At 61.3% G+C, this 18,756-nt stretch carries 11 protein-coding genes and 1 tRNA gene; 6 read left to right on the forward strand and 6 right to left on the reverse strand.

Annotated features, from left to right (window positions below):
* The first annotated feature begins 74 nt into the window (after positions 1–74).
* The 5 genes from K1X12_RS12070 (at position 75) to K1X12_RS12090 (ending at position 12,295) form a co-directional block, all read left to right on the forward strand.
* Positions 75–1,418: an SDR family NAD(P)-dependent oxidoreductase gene (locus K1X12_RS12070; protein ID WP_220987824.1), complete on the forward strand. Its 1,344-nt coding sequence runs from the start codon at positions 75–77 to the stop codon at positions 1,416–1,418.
* Complete coding sequence (locus tag K1X12_RS12075; protein ID WP_220987825.1) at positions 1,415–7,435, forward strand: beta-ketoacyl synthase N-terminal-like domain-containing protein; 6,021 nt, start codon at positions 1,415–1,417, stop codon at positions 7,433–7,435. The genes K1X12_RS12070 and K1X12_RS12075 overlap by 4 nt, the downstream gene beginning before the upstream one ends.
* 644 nt (positions 7,436–8,079) lie before the next feature.
* On the forward strand, positions 8,080–9,246 hold the full coding sequence (locus tag K1X12_RS12080; protein ID WP_220987826.1) for an OmpA family protein: 1,167 nt from the start codon (positions 8,080–8,082) through the stop codon (positions 9,244–9,246).
* Positions 9,247–9,292: 46 nt separating this feature from the next.
* Positions 9,293–10,999 carry a helix-hairpin-helix domain-containing protein gene (locus K1X12_RS12085; protein WP_220987827.1) on the forward strand — a complete coding sequence of 569 codons (1,707 nt, stop codon included), beginning with the start codon at positions 9,293–9,295 and terminating at the stop codon, positions 10,997–10,999.
* A 96-nt stretch (positions 11,000–11,095) separates the two neighbouring features.
* On the forward strand, positions 11,096–12,295 hold the full coding sequence (locus K1X12_RS12090) for a CaiB/BaiF CoA transferase family protein (RefSeq protein ID WP_220987828.1): 1,200 nt from the start codon (positions 11,096–11,098) through the stop codon (positions 12,293–12,295).
* A gap of 50 nt (positions 12,296–12,345) precedes the next feature.
* On the opposite strand, the gene K1X12_RS12095 is transcribed toward K1X12_RS12090, so the two are convergent.
* The 6 genes from K1X12_RS12095 to K1X12_RS12120 form a co-directional block, all read right to left on the reverse strand.
* A complete protein-coding gene (locus tag K1X12_RS12095; RefSeq protein ID WP_220987829.1) occupies positions 12,346–13,143 on the reverse strand; it encodes a crotonase/enoyl-CoA hydratase family protein in 798 nt (265 codons plus the stop codon).
* Positions 13,144–13,169: 26 nt separating this feature from the next.
* Positions 13,170–13,970: a TIGR03084 family metal-binding protein gene (locus K1X12_RS12100; protein WP_220987830.1), complete on the reverse strand. Its 801-nt coding sequence runs from the start codon at positions 13,968–13,970 to the stop codon at positions 13,170–13,172.
* Positions 13,971–13,973: 3 nt separating this feature from the next.
* The gene (gene mmsB / locus K1X12_RS12105) at positions 13,974–14,864 is read right to left on the reverse strand and encodes a 3-hydroxyisobutyrate dehydrogenase (RefSeq protein ID WP_220987831.1); all 891 of its coding nucleotides are present in this window, start codon (positions 14,862–14,864) and stop codon (positions 13,974–13,976) included.
* A 26-nt stretch (positions 14,865–14,890) separates the two neighbouring features.
* The gene (locus K1X12_RS12110; RefSeq protein ID WP_220988885.1) at positions 14,891–15,667 is read right to left on the reverse strand and encodes an enoyl-CoA hydratase; all 777 of its coding nucleotides are present in this window, start codon (positions 15,665–15,667) and stop codon (positions 14,891–14,893) included.
* A gap of 4 nt (positions 15,668–15,671) precedes the next feature.
* Entirely contained in the window at positions 15,672–17,168 is a 1,497-nt protein-coding gene (locus K1X12_RS12115) for a CoA-acylating methylmalonate-semialdehyde dehydrogenase (RefSeq protein ID WP_220987832.1), read from the reverse strand.
* 217 nt (positions 17,169–17,385) lie between these two features.
* A tRNA-Thr gene (locus tag K1X12_RS12120) sits at positions 17,386–17,461 on the reverse strand.
* A gap of 109 nt (positions 17,462–17,570) precedes the next feature.
* Between K1X12_RS12120 and K1X12_RS12125 the strand changes: the two genes are divergently transcribed.
* Complete coding sequence (locus K1X12_RS12125; RefSeq protein WP_220987833.1) at positions 17,571–18,731, forward strand: DUF418 domain-containing protein; 1,161 nt, start codon at positions 17,571–17,573, stop codon at positions 18,729–18,731.
* Positions 18,732–18,756: the final 25 nt, after the last annotated feature.

Here is an 18,756-nt window from a genome sequence, read left to right on the forward strand (position 1 = left end):
GGGATGGAGGGCCGGCTCCTTCCGCCCCCCGTCCCGACCGGTCTGAACCCAATCTCCCACCCTACGCTTGCGACGTGCGCGCAGCGCGTTGGGAAGTTGTTGTCCCCCAGTCCGGCCACTCCAATATCGGGTCGATTGAGATTACGAACGCCGAGCCGAATGCCGCCGCCGCCATCGCCGGCGCCTTTGCCCAAACCGGCATGATAGCGTCCATCGTCACATCGCCCAGCGGCGCGGCGCCTTATGTGCTTTTCACCGAAGCCCTTGCAGAAGGCAGCGTCACCTCCCGCCACTGGTCGGCACTTAGCGCCGCGCGTCAGGCACGCAAGTCCGGCGCCTCGCTCGTCTTCCTCCAGCAAGCGTCTGCCACCTCCGGCCTGGAGGGCCTCTCCCGCACGCTGCGCCGTGAATGGCCTGAATGCCAGTCTATCTGTTGGTCATTGATAGACGCCGTTCCGGCTGAGAACCTCATCAGCTGGCTTGGCAATACATCCGAAGACCTGTGGCTCTCCGCTGATGGTCTCGCCCGCCGGGCCGTCCTCGGGGAGCTTGTCTCGCCTCGTCCGATCGCATCGTCTCCACAAGGTCTGTGGCTTGTCACGGGTGGCGCGCGCGGCGTAACAGCATCCTGCGCGATCGAATTCGCCCGCCACGCCGGCGGCACGTTCATTCTCGCCGGGCGCTCCGCTGAAACAGCTTGGCCAGAAGGCGTTCCGGAAACGTCCGATCTGAAAGCGCTCCGAGGCCTGATGGCCACCTCCGCCGTAAAGCGCGGAGAAAAACCCTCGCCCGCCGCAATCGACAAAGCGGCCCGCGCGGCCATCGCTGGCTTGGAGATCCGCGCAACGCTCGCAGACATTCGCACCGCTGGCGGCCAGGCGGTTTATATGCCGATGGATACGTCCAACGCGGCATCTGTCGAAGCGGTCCTTGCCGTGATCCAGAGTAAATATGGCGCGATCACCGGTCTTGTTCACGGCGCCGGCATCATCGCTGACCGTCTCGTCGAAGAGAAAACTGAAGACGAACTTGCCCGCGTGTTCGCGCCAAAAGCCGAAGGCTTGTTCCATCTCCTTTCCCGGCTCGACCTCTCCGCATTGCGCCATGTCGGCCTCTTCTCGTCCGCCTCCGCCTTCTTCGGCAATCGCGGCCAGTCCGACTACGCCATGGCGAACGCCATCCTCGCCAATGCCGGCCGGGCGCTGGCCGCCGATTTGCCACAGGCGCGCGTGAAAGTCTTCGATTGGGGGCCATGGGAAGGCGGCATGGTGGACGCGACCCTTGCGAGCCATTTCAAGGAACAGGGCGTCCCCCTTATCCCGCTGGCCGAAGGCGCCCGCATTTTCGCCCACGAGCTTCTCGCCGGCGATCCGTCCGATGTCGAACTGATTGTCGGCACTGTCTGGAGTGAAGAATGAGTGCCTTCGAGCCAATCGCGATTATTGCCGAAGGCTGCATTCTCCCCGGCGCCCAAACGCCGGACGAGCTTTGGTCGATCGTCACGGAAAAGCGCATCGTCACACGCCGTGTCCCTGCCGATAGACTTGGCCTGAAAGACCGCGGCACCGGCAATCCATCCTGGGTGTCTGGCCTCATTGATGAACCTGCGTCCCTCAATGCTGCGCTGGATCCCGTCTGCCGCTGGCCCCTCAAAGCCGTGAGCGACGCCTGGTCGAAGGTTCAGGCCGAAGGCATTGCCCCGGAGCGCCGCGCTGTCATCCTGGCAAACTTGCTCTATCCCAGCCGCGCCAAAGCCGAATACGCTGCCGACATCTGGCAGACAGGCAGAACCAACCGCCCCCTCACAGATACGCAAAACAGCGCCTACCCTGCCCGCCTCATCGCCGAACATATCGGCGCCACTGGCCCGGTTCTTGCGCTCGACGCCGCCTGCGCGTCCTCGCTCTACGCGCTCGAAATCGCCTGCCGCAAACTCGCCAGCCACCAGATCGACATCGCCGCTGTCGCCGGCGTAAATGCCGCTGACAATCTGATCCTCCATATCGGCTTCAGCGCCCTCAAAGCGCTCAGCCCCACCGGTCGTTCCCGCCCCTTCATCGAAGGCGCAGACGGGCTCGTTCCGTCCGAGGGCGCCGCCGCCGTCATCCTCAAACGCCTGTCAGACGTGAAGACAGGCGAAACCGTCCACGGCATCATTCGCGGCATCGGCCTCTCCAATGACGGGCGTCGCAAGGGTCTTCTCGCGCCCGACGCCGGCGGCCAGACCGAAGCCATGCGCCGCGCCTATACGATGGCGGGCATTGATCCGGCCTCTGTCGATTTCCTTGAGTGCCACGCCACCGGCACGCCTGTGGGCGATGGCGTGGAAGTGCGCGCGTCGGCTGGCGTCTTCGGCAACCGACGCCTGCCAACCGGATCGCTCAAGGCCAACACCGGCCACCTCATCACCGTTGCCGGTCTCGCCAGCCTCCTGAAGCTCACCGGCGCCATGCGCCGCAAGATTCTGCCCGCGATGCCACTGGATGGCGCCCTCCTCCCGGCCCTTTCCGAAACCGGCCTCACACCGCTTGGCGAGGCCGAAATCTGGGCGGCCAAAGCCGCGCCCCGCCGCGCAGCCATCAGCAATTTTGGCTTCGGCGGCAACAACTCCCACCTCATCCTGGAACAGCACCAGCCGACCACAGGCTATGTAAGCGGTGCCACTCTACCGTCCGCCGACAGGTGCGACATCGTCATCTGCGGCATCGGCCTCCTGGCGGGACCGGACAGAGGCCAGCGCGCGGTCCTCCGCCGCCTGATGAACGCGCCGCTTCAGCCTGCGCCCGCCGCTTCCACTGTTGGCGCCGATCCCATCCGCGCCCGCACGCCCCCGGCAGACCTGCTGCGCGCCGAGCCCCAGCAGCTCGCTATCCTCGATGTCGCCGCCGCCGCACTCGAAGGCGTCGCCCGCCCTGCCCCGGAAGCCTGCGGCGTATTCACCGGTGTGCGCTGCGCCAATGATGCCGCTCGTTGGCTGCTCCGCGAGCGTGTCGCGTCGGAAGGCGCAACAGACGCGGCGCTCAACGCCATCGCCCCTCCCCTCGTCGCCGCCGATGTCCTTGGCGCAATGGCGAACATGACCGCCAATCGCCTCACTGTGTCGGAAGATTTCCGCGCCCGCGGCTTCGCCATCGCGGCAGGCGCACGCTCTGGCATGGCGGCGCTCGACGCGGCCTGCGACGCCTTGCGCAGCGGTGACCTCTCCCTTGCCGTCGTCGCCTCAGCTGACTTCGCCACGGAAACCGTCGCTGCCCACGCCGCAATCCATCCGCCTGCGGACCTGGCTGCTGCACTCGTTCTAAAGCGCCGCGAAGACGCCGAGGAAGATGGTGACCCGATCTATGGCGGCGTTTCCGCCATCAACTGGGCCGGAATGCCCCAACCGCCAAACAACTTGATCCGCGCGGCCTATGGCGCCGCGCCAATCGCCGAAGGCCTGTTCGCCGCCGCAGCCCAGCTTGCACTAGCCGCCCGTGGCCTCGCCCCTTCCACTAGCGAGACAATCGCAGCCCCCGCACTTGCAGACCCGCCCCCCGCTTTCAACGCTTGCGGCGCCACCTTTACACCCGCCCCAGTTCGCCCCTCGCCCGACATGCTGCGCCCAACACCATTCCTCTTCTGGGCGATTGGCGCGAGCCCCGCCGCCCTCGCAAGGAAGCTCGAAAGCGGCAAACCCGGCGGTAAAGGCAAACACCGCATCGTGCTCGTTGCTACCAGCGCCGAACACCTCAGTGAACTGAAGGGCCGCGCCATCAACGCCCTCGCTTCCGGCGCCGTTCCCGCCGGAGACGGCATCTTCTACGGCCAGGGCGCGCCGGAAGGCGAACTCGCCTTCGCCTTCACCGGCTCTGCCGCCTCCTATCCCCGCATGGCGCGCGGGCTTCTCTCCGCTTTCCCGGAAATTTCCGCCAAACTCGCGGAAATCCCAGTCGCTGCCGCCATGACGCCGCTGCTGGCAAAGTCCTCGCTGTCCGAGTTTGAACAGCTCTGCGCCGTCAGCCTCGTCACGCAGGCCCATGCCATCCTCCTGCGCGATGTGCTGGAGCTTCAGCCCACCGCCGCGCTCGGCCTGTCGCTGGGCGAAAGCAACGCCCTCTTCGCCTTTGGCTACTGGAAAGATATGGGCGGCCTGCTCACGGATATTTCCAACGCCGCAATGTATGAGCGCCATCTGGGCGGCGACTTTGAAACGGCCAGGGAAGCCTGGGGGCCGAACGTCCCCTCCGGCTGGACCAACTGGCGCCTGCGCGCCCCCATCGCCGAGGTCCGCAAAGCCGTCGCCGCTTATCCGAATGTCGAGATCACGATCATCTATTCGGATTTGGATTCTATGATTGGCGGCCCTGCTGAGGCCTGCCGCGCCATCGCGGAGTCGCTCGGCAAAGGCGCGGGCGCCCTGATGCACCAGCATCTCATCGTCCATGCCAGCGCCATGCAGCCCTTTGCGGAAAAGTGGCGCGCGCTTCACACGCGGCCCGTCTCGCGCATCGAGAATGGCCCGCGGCTTTACGCCAACGCCATCAACGCCGCCTACACGCCCACCAAAGCCAAAGTGGCCGACATGCTGACCCGTCAGGCCGTTGCCACGGTGGATTTCCCGGCGACGGTGCGCCAGGCTTGGGAAGATGGTGTGCGGACCTTTGTCGAACTTGGCCCGAGGGACTCCCTCACCCAGTCGATCCGCTTGACCCTGCAGGGCAAGCCTCACCTTGCAGTCGCGACGGATGAGGTTGAAAGCGCAGACCTAACTCAGCTTGCCCGGCTCTGCGCCACCCTGTTCGCCGCAGGCCATCATGTCCGCATCGACCGGATTGCCGAACGGCTGGACACGGCCCGCGCCCATCCATGGCCGCTGTCGTCGCCTGCCCCCATCTCGCGCCCCGCGCAGTATACTGCCCCCGTGGTGCCCCCTCGCGCCCAGCCCGCTTCGCCCGCCGGCAATGTCATGCCAGCTGCGCCTGCCTTGCCGGCGCCGGCCTATCTGGCTGTGCCGCCGCGCGCTGCCATCACTGGCCCCATTCCTTTTCCGCCACCGCCACACGCCGCAAAAACGCCGCCGCCACAAGCGGTACTTTCCGGCCTCCAGCCACTTCGAGTCCGCGCGCCAATTGGCAAGTCTTGGGAACGTCCTACGATTGAAGCGGCGTCGCGCGGCCCGATGTCAGAATTCTTTGGCCCCGCTTTCAGGGCGCAAGATCAGTATGCGCGCAATGTGCGCCTGCCCGCGCCACCCCTCTTGCTGGTGGACCGGGTCACCGGAATTGACGCCGAGCCGCTTGTGGACGGCAAAGGCGTTATCTGGACGGAAACAGACCTCACCGAAAATCATTGGATGATGTTGAACGGGCGCATCCGCCCCGGCCCGCTCATCGAATGCGGCCAGGCTGATCTTACGCTGATCGGCTGGATGGGCGCAGACCTGCGCAACAAGGATGAACGTGTCTACCGCCTGCTCGGTTGCGAAATCACCTTCCATGAAGGCGGCCTGCCGGAGGCGGGTGACACGTTGAAATTTCAGATCGAAATTACCCAGCACGCCACCTTTGCAGGTGTGCGGATGTTCTTCTTCCAGTATGATTGCACGGCGGGTGGCCGCCCTGCTTTCTCGGTCCGTCAGGGTCAGGCAGGATTCTTCACCGATGCAGAGCTGGCGTCCGGCAAAGGCGTCGTCTGGTCCCCGGAAAGAGAAGCTCCGCCCACGGCGAATGCGGCGCCAATCCAGATTGATCGCGCCAGCGCCAAGGCCGCCTTCACGGAGGAAGATGTAAGCGCCTTCCGCCGGGGCGATGCGTTCGCCTGCTTCGGGGCAGGTTTCGAAATGTGCGCGGCCCATTCCTTCCCGCCCCATCTGCCCGATGGCAAACTCGCCTTCTTCGACGATGCGCCGGAGTTCGACCCTGCCGGCGGCCCGTGGAAGCGCGGCTATCTCAAGGCGCGGGCCAACGCGCCAAAGTCTGCTTGGTTCTATGAGGGCCATTTCCACAACGACCCATGCATGCCCGGCACGTTGATGGCCGAAGCCGCCGTTCAGGCGCTGGAATTTCACGCCGCCGCAATCGGCCTCACGCAGGACCGGGATGGCTATGGGTTCGAGCCTGTTCCCGGCCACACGGCAAAGTTCATTTGCCGGGGCCAGGTTGTTCCGGATGCCGATCACGACCTCACCTATGAAGTCTTCATTGATGAAGTAATCGACGGCGAAACACCAAAAGTGTTCGCCTCCCTTCTGGCGCGCAGTGATGGCCGCAAGGTCTTCTACTGCCCGCGTTTCGGCATCCAGCTCCGCCGTCATTGGCCAAAGCCGCGCGTCTCCCCCACCCCCATTCGCACCGGGCCGGAAAAGGAAAGCCGCGGCGATTATGCTGCCCTGCTCGATTGCGCCAATGGCGCACCGTCTTCCGCGTTCGGTGAAATGTATCGCCGTTTTGATACTGAGGGTAAGGTTCCCCGCCTGCCGCAGCCGCCCTACCATATGATGTCCCGCGTCGTTGCCGCGACGGACCGCCCTGGCGTGCGCCGTGCGGGCGCCACCATCTCAGCGGAGTACGATATACCGCCGGATGCCTGGTATTTCGCGGATAATAAAAACGGTGAGATGCCCTTCTCGGTCCTCTCTGAAATCGTGCTTCAGCCTTGCGGCTGGCTCGCCAGCCATTGTGGCTTTGCGCTTGATGGTGGCGACCGGTTCCGGAACCTTGAGGGCGATGGCCGCGTCCATCGCGTACTCAGACCGCGCGATGGAACTATCTGTGTAGATACAACCTTGTCTTCGTTCTCCAAGGTCGGACCGATGACCATCGTCGCCTTCGATCTAAAGGCACGCCTCAAGTCAGGCGAGCCGGTGATGGACTTGGCCACCCGCTTCGGCTTCTTCCCCGCTCAGGCGCTTGTGCGTCAGGCCGGGCTAGGTGCCGGCCAAATCGATAAATCCTATCTCGCGCTCCCCAGCGCGGCGAAAGATCTCACGCTGCCAGACAAGCGCCTCGCCACCGGCCAGCTCCGGATGCTGGACCGGGTCGACTTCTTCGATCCCGCCGGCGGCAAGTCCGGCCTCGGCCTCGCTCGCGGGCGCCAATCGATCGATCCCTATGCCTGGTATTTCAAAGCGCACTTCTTCGGCGATCCGGTCCAGCCCGGCTCTCTCGGCCTCGATGCGCTCGTCCAGCTCCTCATGCGCGCATCGCTCCTGAAAGGCATCGCTGCCGATATACCCGGCGCCCATGTCGAAACGCTCGCCGCCGACACGCCGGTAAGATGGTCCTATCGGGGCCAGGTCACGCCGGAGAAGAAAGAGGTCACCACAGTGATGGAGATCGTCAGCATCACCGAAGACGCTGGCCGCCGCATCGTCACCGGTCGCGGCTCCCTCTGGTGCGATGGATTGCGTATCTATGAGGCAAACCCAATCTCGATTGCCTTCACGTCGGCAGCCTGATCAAGAGAGCCACCGCAACATGTTCGGGCCGGCATTCTTCCCCCTGCCGGTCGTTTTCCACCCTGTATCGCTGAACAGCCAAAGCCTCTGGAATGCATGACTGGATTTGTCGTGAAAGCGTGCACGTAACGGCTCGCTTCGTCCTCGATTGGGATCAATTTGAACTCAGATTGCCGCAAAATGACACGGTTATACGCAACATCGACACAGATGCGCATGCCCTCAACGGATGGGGCGGCGCCACACACTCACTCGCCGAAAATACCTGCAATGTCTGTTGAATAGTGAAGCGAAGTTGGGCGCAATACTCTCCGGCGACGAATATTGACGCTCAATTTCCCCCACTACGCGAAGCTTTCTGTGGTGAAAACTTCCACACGTACCAGCGCAAGGGAATCAGTTCTCAAATCCGGTGCACGCCAGCGACAGCCAAAACGCGATCCGCGCTCCACGCCCATCAAAGCGGGTGAAAAAACAATATAAAAAACCGCCACTTACCTGACCCCGGCAAACATAATTCAGTTTCTCGAATATTAATGCCCTGTATTGCCGCCCGTAGAGTATTGTGGCTTTACTTCAGCTAGTTTCAGGGCACGGCGCAGGGCCCCTCCGCCCATAGGAGCGGCACCAGCAGAGGCGGTAGAATGTCGGTCGACTCCACGCAGTCGGATAAGCAAAGCATCACCGCGACACGGCAATATGTCCGCGTCGAAGCTAGTTCTTTGCCTTTTTTTCCCTACGGCTTCTTCCCCATCGCCGGCCTGGTAGCGCTGCTGTTGTTCGGCTGGACCGCTCTGGCTTTTTCCGCTGTTCAGGGCACCGCGCAGTCGGTCGCCAACAGGCAGCTTACCGAAGCCGGCGAAACCTGGGCCAGGGCTAAGGCCTCTGGCCAATGGATCACGCTTGAAGGCACCCCGCCCTCTCCGGAAGCCGGCCAGCGCGCGGTCGATGCAGTCCGCGGAGGCGCCACAAGCACATGGCTCGGGAAAGCCCGTCCCGTAACGCGCATAAAAACAAAGTATACAGCGCCTGCGTCCCCCGCTCAGGCCAACTCTATTACTGCCGCAGCGCCCGCACATGAGTTCCTCTTTCGCCTTTCCGCCGGAACGCTCACTCTGAGTGGCCGTGTTCCCAGCGAAGCATTGAAGTCGGAACTCGGCGCCCGCGCAGAGGCGCTCCGACATCCCCCCATCCTGAGCACGGTCGTCAATGGCCTTGAAGCGACGGGCAGCGCGCCAGTGGATGGCTTCGCGCCGATCGCCGAACGCGCAATCGACAATATCGCCAAATGCGAAACCGGCACCGCCAGCTTTGCAGATCAGACTTTCAGCTTCCGCTGCCAAGCCGACGATGGCGCAGTTCCGGGAATCCGCAGCGCCGTGCGCGCAGGCCTTCCGCTCGGCGCATTCGGCCGCGTGGAAATCCTACCCCTTGAAGCGGTGGCGAACTGCGAAGACGAGCTTGCTCGCTTGCTGGCCGCAGCGCGTATAGAGTTCGCGCCCGGAAGCACTGTTCTTAATGTAAACAGCGGCGCGGTGCTCGATCTTGCCGCCCGCGCAGCCAGCGATTGTCCCGGCACGCTGCGTGTTGAAGGCCACACCGACACCACGGGAAATGCGCTGCTGAATGATGATCTAAGCCTGCGCCGCGCAGAAGCTGTTCGCGCAGCCATGATCGAGCGAGGCGTGCCCGCTGAACGCCTGCTTGCGGCTGGCTTTGGGCAGTCCCGCCCAGTCGGCGACAATGCGACCGAAGAAGGCCGCGCCAGAAACCGGCGCATCGAAATACGAATTGTGAGGCCGGACGAATGACCGGCCGCCTGCCCCACCCCAACGCGCTTGCTGGCGGAGACTGACCATGTGGTTCCTGTATATACAGATCTTCTTCTTCATGTGCGTCGCCGCTGCGCTCGGAGCAGCGCTGGCCTGGTGGTGGCTGCGCCGCCGGTTTGTAGATGTCACCGAGACACATGCAGAGCTCACCAAGAAGATCGAAACGGCAATTTCTGATGGCCGAGTCCTCAAAAAGGAGGACATAGACGCCAGCCTGACAGCAGCTCTTTCCGCCTATAAGCCGCCCCAACCGGATTTTGATCCACTGCGGGAGCGCTTCCTGCAGTTAGAGCAGCAGATCGCGACGCCCGATCCGGATATGGCCATCCTGAAAGAACGGATCGCCATGATCGAGCAGGTCGTATCGACCGTGTCGGGATCGATTGCCTCGCTCCGCAGCATTCATTTGGAGTCCCTCGATCAGGGCTTGAAAGACGTTTCGGCCAAAGTGTCGAACATCCAGATGCCAGACGTGGAAAGCGTCAATTCTCGCGTAATGTCCTTGTCGGAAACGATCGCTGCGAGCCGGCCAAACCTCGCGCCGCTGGAACACCGGCTTAGCAGCCTGGAACAACAGATCGCAGACATTCGCATTCCGGAAGTCGATCTCGGCCCCGTCCACAGCGGCCTCGCACGGATCGACCTCAGCCTGTCTGAGCTTCACCCCCCTGAAGTAGACCTGCGCCCATTGGAAACACGCCTCGCACGCGTGGAAGAGCTACTGGAACTTCTAGACTCCAAAGATGCATTAACGGCAGTTGCGCTTGATGTTTCCTCGCTGACCTCAGAGATCAATGGCCTGTCAGCTGATCTCGCCGCGCTGTCTTCCGGTCTCGGCGGCGTCGCCGGCGAGGTTTCCTCCGTCGGTCAAGCGGTGGCGCGAATTGAAATTCCAGAGACACCGGATCTTGATCCCGTTCACAATCGCCTCGCTGAGATCGATGCTTCACTCGCCGACAGGTTTGCGCTGGTTCAGGAGCGCATCGCCGCAACAACGCCGCTCAATGATGCACTGATAGCGACTCTGGCGGCCATTGAGGCCGATCTGGAGGTCGTCGCTTCGCGCAGAGGGCCCGATATTGAGCCAGTGTTCACACAATTGGCGTCGCTCGACTCTTCCATCGGCACCATCCGAAACGAGCTGCGCAGTCAAACGCGCCTGGAAACCCTTGAACGCCGCCTCGTCTCCATTCAGGAGGCAGTGAATAATCCTCCTGCAGGTGACGTCACCCGCGAAGACCTGACCGCTCTGGAAGATCGGCTCACGTCGATCGAGTATGGTATCACGGCGCTGCACCACATGCTGCGCGCGAGAAGCGATCTTGCCCGCGAAACGGAACCCCGCGCGAGGGCTGAAGCGACCATGTACGAAACGCGCACCACGACCCGCACAACCCGGTCCATTTCCCCCGCCGAATCCATCCGCCGGTCAGAAGCCATTGCCTCTGCGCGCAAACCCGACGATCAGGCCAATCTCCTGACGCACGCTGCTTTCGGCGAGGGGGACGATCTTGCGCAGATCGTTGGCGTCGGACCAATCCTGACTGAATTGCTCCACGAAGTCGGTGTCTTCTACTTCTGGCAAATCGCCGAATGGACCGATGACGACGTCGCCTATGTCGATGAAAAGTTGCTGCATTTCAAAGGCAGAATCGAGCGGGATGATTGGGTTGGCCAGGCGCGGGCGCTTGCAGAGATGCCGGGCGCTGCGTCTCGTCCGGAAGCAAGCTGAACTGCCCTCGCGGCAAGGGTTGGCGATATAGCCCACCCAGCCCTAAACTCCCGTTAAACAGCGGCCTACCGGGTCGCGCATCCCGGGAGAACATGAATGCTCGAAGGCATCCGCGTCGTTGAATATGCCACCTACATGGCCGCGCCTGGCGCAGGCTGTATCCTGCGGGATTGGGGCGCCGATGTCGTAAAGATCGAACCACCGGGAGGCGATCCTATCCGACTGTTCTTCCGGACAATCGGAACGGACATTCAGGACAATCCAGTCTTTGACTTTGACAATCGCGGAAAGAAGTCGGTTGTCATCGACACGAGCAAGCCTGAAGGTCAGGCATTGATCCGTGAACTGGTAAAAGACGCCGATGTATTCCTGACCAATGTCCGCCCCGGTGGGTTGACAAGATCCGGATTGGATTTTGACTCGCTCAAGGAACTCAACCCGAAGCTCGTTTATTGTTCGCTGACCGGCTATGGGCTGGAAGGTCCGGATGCGGATCGCCCCGGCTTCGACATTGCCTCCTTCTGGAGCCGTACTGGTGTGGCCAGCCTCACCATCCCCAAAGGGGACGAACCATTCCCCCTGCGCACGGCTTTCGGCGACCACACCACGTCAATTGCCGCCGCCGCCGGCATTTGCGCCGCCCTCGTTGAAGCGCAGCGGACTGGCAAAGGCCGCCTTGTGGAAGCATCCCTCTTCCGCACCGGTCTTTACACAATGGGATCGGACCTCGCGATCCAGCTCTTCTTCGGCCGGGTGGCATCGACCAAGAGCCGCCACGAACAAAATGTACCGATCTCGAACTTCTATAAAACTAAAGATGAAAAATGGTTCTGCATCGTTGCGCGTCAGGGCGAAACGGATTGGGCACCGCTTTGCCGGGTGATCAACCGGCCGGAACTGGCGACTGATCCAAAGTACAACAACGCCAAAGGGCGCCGCGCAAACAATGCTGAAGTTGTGGACATTCTGGACGCTGGGTTTGGCGCCTACGACATGACGGAGCTGGCAGTCCGGCTGGATGCCGAGTCAATCGCCTGGGCGCCCGTGCAGACACTCGCGGATGTCTCCAAAGATCCTCAGGCCTTCGCAGCAGGCGCAATTGTGCAGACGCCAAGCGCAAAGGGGGATGGATCCACTTACGCTTCCCCCGCGTCCCCTGTTCGCTTTCCGGGTGCGGATGACGGCCCCAAAGGCCCCTCCCCGGCGCCCGGCCAGCACACGAAGGACGTATTGGCCAGTCTTGGCCGGAGTGAAGCGCAAATTGCTGCGCTGTTTGAAAGCGGCGTGGTCTACTGAATAAAAAAGGGCGCGGAGCACCGCGCCCTTTTCGTTCTGCCTGCCGGCAACTATTGGCCTTTGAAGACGGGATTGCGTTTCTCAAGGATCGCATTCACCCCTTCAATATGATCTTCAGTTTCGTGCATCAGCGCCTGCGAGGCAGCCGACAGCTCCATGATCGTATCATAGGAAGCATTGGTACCATGACGCATCAGCGTTTTGGCGAGGCGCAACGCTTGAGGCGGCTGCCCGGCAATCTTTTCCGCCATCGCCATCGCTTCATCCATCAGCTTGTCTGCCGGTACAACGCGCGACACGAGGCCCCATTCAGCGGCCGTTTTTGCATCGATCACATCGCCGGTGAAGAGCAGCTCCGCTGCCCGAGATGATCCGATAAGACGTGGAAGCAGCCAGGCCCCACCATCACCAGGAATAAGACCCAACTTCAGGAAGGTCACGCCAAGTTTGGCCGTTTCCGACGCGATACGAATATCCGCCATACAGGCTACATCACACCCCAGTCCGATGGCCGGGCCGTTAATCGCGGAGATAAGCGGCGTTTCCATATTATACAGGGAGCGGACGATCATATGAATGTTGCGGCGGTAACCTTCACGAATGTCCGCCGGAGAACCGCCGAACGCACCTGTTTTTTCCTTCATCGCTTTGACATCGCCGCCCGCAGAGAAGGCACGCCCTGCGCCAGTCAGCACGGCGCAGCGAATTTGCGGGTCGGCAGCGATCTCAGCGCACACAGCAGCAACTGCCGGTCCATCGCCTTCCTGCCCGAGCGCATTCATCATCTCCGGGCGGTTAAGCGTCATGATGGCGATCGGGCCACGCTTTTCGAGCAATAGAATGGACATGTCTGATTTCCTTGCTGTGAGGTCTTTTAAATGGTTGCGACTGGTTTCTTATACCGCTCGCCTGGCGCTGGTGGCTGCGCCGGCGGCCCGGCAAAACACTGCGCCTTGGACATCCAATCAGCAGCGAGGGCGCCGGTGACTTTCAGCTGCGTATCCGCGATGTTTCGCGTTTGGGTAACGACCTGGCAGAACTCTTCGGCGAGCCCTTCGATGCGCTCAGAGTCGCTTTCCGAACCATAACTCCAAACCGCACCAGACGGCGCCGCGAGCACCAGATAAGGCATCTCGCCCGGCGGCTTCTCGCGCCGCGTTGCGTAGGTCCAGCCAAACGTATTGACGCCCAAAGTGACAATGTTTCCGATACGATCTTCGTTCCTCCGCGCGACGCCGAGGTGATCGTAAACCTCTTGGCCATGCGCCCATGTCTCCATCAGCCGCGCCGTGATCGAGGAACGTGCACTCATTTCAGGCCCGGCCCATTTCAAGCGCGCCTTGGGATCTGCCGAGGCGAACTTGTCAGCGGTTTCTTCGAACTGCTTTTGCCATTCAGCAACGAGCGCGACCCCATCAAGCCCGGCGAGTGCTTCACTTTCATAGGCGCGCATGGACTTTCCGGACGTCGCCATTGTTTTCAGGTGATGGGTGAGTTCTGTTTCATCAGCTAATTGAAGGTATGCCATGCGGTTCCAGAAATGCAGGTGCTGGAGCACATCGTGAATACCCCACCCCTTGAACTGCGTCGGCTCGCGATATCGTATCGGCGCAGTCTGCGAAATCAGTGCATGGAGCGCGCGGCTTTCCGCCCGGAAGTCTTCAGCCTGCTGCATGGATCAAAGCTGCCCTTTCAGGTCTTTCATGACTCCGGAAAAGTCGAGACCGCCAAACCCCCGATCGGATAGGTTTTGATAGATGCTTTCTGCCAGTTCCCCAACCCGGATCTCAGCGCCCGCAGCCCTGGCGGCGTCCGCGGCGAGATGCAGATCCTTCAGCATCATTGCGACGGCGAATCCGGGCTTGTAATCCCGGTTGGAAGGCGCTGTCTGAACCGGTCCCGGCGCCGGGCAATAACTGGTCATTGACCAGCACTGACCAGAAGAAACCGAAGAGATCTTGAAGAAGGTTTCCGCATCAAGACCCAACTTTTCCGCAAGGTTAAAGGCCTCGCATGTGCCGATCATCGAAATGCCCAACAGCATGTTGTTGGCAATCTTTGCAGCCTGGCCGTTACCAGCCCCGCCAGCATGGAAGATATTTTTTCCCATTCCTTTGAGGATCGGTTCTGCTTTCGCAAAGGCCGCTTCTTCGCCACCTGCCATGAAAGTCAGCGTCCCCGCTTCTGCTGCCGCGACACCGCCGGAAACGGGCGCATCCACCATCAGGAAGCCGGCAGCTTCCGCCTTGGTGTGCGCTTCTCGTGCATCGGTGACCGCAATCGTGGAGCAATCGATCAACACTGCGCCCTTGGGCGCATTTGCAGCGACGCCGTCTGCTCCAAAATAAACGCTCAACACATGCTTGCCCGCCGGAAGCATGGAAACCACGACTTCTGCATCGCGCACCGCATCAGAAACCGTGTCTGCCGCGCGCGCTCCTTTGCTGCTGGCCAACGAGACCGCTTCCGCATTCAGATCAAACGCGGCGACAGTATGCCCGGCCTTTATGAGGTTGGCGCACATCCCGCCGCCCATATTGCCGAGCCCGATGAAGGCTATTTTTGCCATGCCGTTTCCTCCCGAGACCTAAGTGCCTACTTGTCTTTAAACTGAGGAGCGCGTTTTTCGCTGAACGCGCTCATGCCTTCCTTCTGGTCTGCCGTGCCGAAGAGGCCCTGGAAAAGACGGCGTTCGAATTTGACGCCTTCTGCTGTCGGCAACTCCAGAGCGCGGGACACCATTTCTTTTGCAGCCATGATGGACGGAATGGAAAAGCCACCAATTTCCGTGGCAACGCTCACTGCGACATCCAGCAACGTATCATGCGACACCACGCGCGAAACGAGCCCGATGCGATCGGCTTCGTCTGCCTCTATCATGCGACCGGTAAGGACCAGATCCATCGCTTTGGCCTTGCCGACTGCTTTGGTCAGACGAATGGAACCGCCCATACCCGGAGTCACGCCAAGTTTAATTTCCGGCTGGCCGAACTTTGCCTTGTCAGAGGCGATGATCAGATCGCACATCATGGCGAGTTCGCATCCACCGCCGAGTGCGAAGCCATTGACCGCCGCGATGACAGGCTTACGGCACGCTGCGAACCGGTCCCACTCAGCGAAATAGTCTTCGACATACATATCGGAGAAACTCTGCGGCTGCATTTCCTTAATGTCGGCGCCGGCGGCAAAGGCGCGCCCCGCCCCAGTCAGAACGCTCGCCGCAATTTCTTTGTCCCGGTCAATCGCCGCAAAGGCCGCGGCAACGTCACGCATCACTTCGGCATTCAAAGCATTCAGCGCCTCAGGGCGATTCAGCGTTACAATCGCAACACGACCTTTTTTCTCTACTGTAATCGTCTTGTAGTCTGTCATCTGATTATCCCATTGTCGGAATGATAAACGCTTGGTCGCCGATGTCTCCATCAGGCCAGCGCTGAGTAACGGTTTTGATTTTGGTCCAGAAGCGGATGCCTTCCGGGCCATGCTGGTTCGTGTCCCCGAAGGCGGAGCGCTTCCAGCCACCAAATGTGTGGTACGCAACCGGCACAGGAATGGGCACGTTCACGCCGACCATCCCGACATTGACCTGTGCCGCGAACTCCCGCGCCGCCCGGCCGTTAGAGGTGAAGATTGCGCAGCCATTGCCATACTGATGGTTGGAAGGCAGCGCCGCCGCCTCCTCAAGCGTGTCGGCGCGAACAACCTGAAGCACCGGCCCGAAGATTTCTTCCTGATAGGATTTCATGGTCGGCTTCACATTGTCGAACAGGTTGGGCCCGATGAAATAGCCACCTTCATTGCCCTGCAGCGTCAATCCGCGACCATCGAGCAAAAGATTCGCGCCTTCGTCCACGCCCATCTGAATGTAGCTTTCCACCTTTGCCTTATGAGCGGCAGATACGACGGGACCATAATGAGCTTCAGAGTCGGTAGAGATGCCGACTTTCAAGGCACGGGCCGCGTCAATCATGCGCTCGACGAACTCGTCACCTGTTTTCTTGCCAACGGTGACCGCGACCGGTAGCGCCATGCAGCGTTCACCGGCGGACCCATAGGCCGCGCCAACGATGTCCTTGACCGCTTGCTCCAGGTTTGCGTCCGGCATGATGATGCCGTGGTTCTTCGCCCCGCCCATAGCCTGCACACGCTTCCCGTGAGCGGTGCCCGTGGCGTAGACATATTGTGCGATGTCGGACGAACCAACAAAGCTGATGGCCTTGATGTCGGGGTGCGTGAGAATGGCGTCCACGGCCACCTTGTCCCCGTTCACGACATTCAACACACCCTTCGGCAGGCCTGCCTCCAGCATCAGCTCGGCAAGACGCATCGGCACCGACGGGTCTTTTTCCGAGGGCTTCAGGATAAATGTGTTGCCGCAGGCAATGGCCACTGCAGCCATCCAGCAAGGGATCATGGCTGGAAAGTTGAACGGTGTGATACCCGCGCAGACACCCAGCGGCTGGCGCATGGAAAATACGTCGATCCCCGGTCCGGCGCCCTCGGTGTATTCGCCCTTCAGAAGGTGCGGAACGCCGCAAGCGAACTCGACCACATCCAGCCCGCGCTGAACGTCGCCCTTGGAATCGGCGATCACCTTGCCATGCTCGGAAGACAACAGATGCGCCAGCTCGTCCATATTGGCTTCAACGAGGCGCTTGAACTCGAACATCACCCGCGCGCGGCGCTGCGGATTGGTATTCGCCCAGGCCGGCAGCGCCTCTTTTGCCGCGTCGACAGCCGCCCCCAGTTCCGCAGCCGTCGCCAGCGCCACTCGGGCCTGAATTTCGCCCGTGTTGGGGTTGTAGATGTCGCCGAACCGGCCGGATGTCCCGGCAACAGCCTTGCCATGTACGAAATGGTGAACTTCACGCATTGAGCGTTCCTTCCTGAGCGGGCCTTAGGGAGCATAGAAATACGATTTCAGAGCTATGCCACGGCGTTTCCTGTGGCAGCGGCTTGCCGCATTTTCCGGCGACTTGCAAGGAAGCCCCAGGGACAAGACTAGCACGATATCGCAGCGCTGAGTGCGCTGTCTCTACGGTGCTTTCGGGGAAGTCTGGCGATCCTTGATCTTGCCACGACCTGAAAAGTGGTGCCGGCTGCAGGACTCGAACCCGCGACCCTCTGATTACAAATCAGATGCTCTACCAGCTGAGCTAAGCCGGCACGATGTTCGCGTTAGCGGAAAGACATTCCCGGCGCAAGCCGCCGATCTGCAGTGCTTGTGCCGCGCGCGCCGGCCTGCTTCTCTGGCCGCCGCTGTCAGGAGCCCACGATGCCCCACCCAACCGAGCGCTCATTGACGGCGGATTTGGTGCGCGCTTTCGCCTTGATAGGCATTGCTGTGGTCAACGTCTTCGGCTTCGCTTTTCCAGCTTCTGAAGTTTTTCAAGGCTCAGCGCTGGAAACACAGTCCGACAAGACCGCATACCTGACCGTTGCGTCCCTGTTCCTCATGAAGTCCTACCCGTTATTCTCCATGATATTCGGCGCGGGGCTACTCTGGCAGGTGCAGGCAGCAGCAGCACAAGGCGCAAGCCCCGCGGGAAGGTACTATCGGCGCATGCTTTTTCTGATCTGTCTCGGCTTGCTTCATTTTACCTACCTTTGGCATGGCGACATCCTGATGATCTACGGCGCCCTTGGATGCTTGCTCTTTCTGATCCGCGGACTCTCATCGGCGGCCCTTGCCGCTCTGGGCACTGCGCTCATCGGCCTCAATGTAATGATCCTGCTGTTGCTTGGAGTTCTGCTTGGAGCCGCTGATCTCGGCGACGTAGCCGAATCCCTCGCCAGCAGAGATGCGCTCCAGGCAACAGCCTTCACGACAGGCAGCTTCTTTGACGCCGCCAGCTGGCGCCTGTCTCAATTACCCAGCGTTCTGCCTTCAGTCCTGCTCCAGCAGGGCATTTCTGTTTTCGGCTTTTTCTGCCTGGGCATAGCCCTCGCAAAACTCGACGTCTTCGACCAACCATCGGCCAAAATCTGGAAAATTTCCCGACGCTTCCTTCTTCCAATCGGGCTCGCCGGAAGCATCTGGGCCGCAACACTGCTTATGAGCGCGCCGGGCATGGTTTCCAGCCGGTTTCTCTTCGGAAGCGCCCTTCTGATGGCGTTCTCGCCGCTTTCGGCGCTGGGTTATGCCGGGCTCATCTCCCTGCTCGCCCGTCGCCGCGCTGGCGCAACCACACACTTCTTGGCGCGCGCCGGATCAGCGTCCCTGACAGCCTATCTGCTTCAGTCTGTGATCTTTTCCGCGCTCTATTCAGGCTACGGCGCCGGGCTCTTTGGCAATATGAGCACCTCGGAGGCATTTCTCACCGCAATCCTGGTCGGCATGTTTTCATTGGGCTTTTGCGGCGTCTGGCGCGCCCACTTGGCCTATGGGCCGATGGAGATCCTTCTGCGCCGGGTCACCTATTGGAACCGCGCCTAACGCTTTCCTTTGCCCACAGGCGCGT

The organism is Hyphomonas sediminis (assembly GCF_019679475.1).
In the GTDB taxonomy this organism is placed as follows: domain Bacteria; phylum Pseudomonadota; class Alphaproteobacteria; order Caulobacterales; family Hyphomonadaceae; genus Hyphomonas; species Hyphomonas sediminis.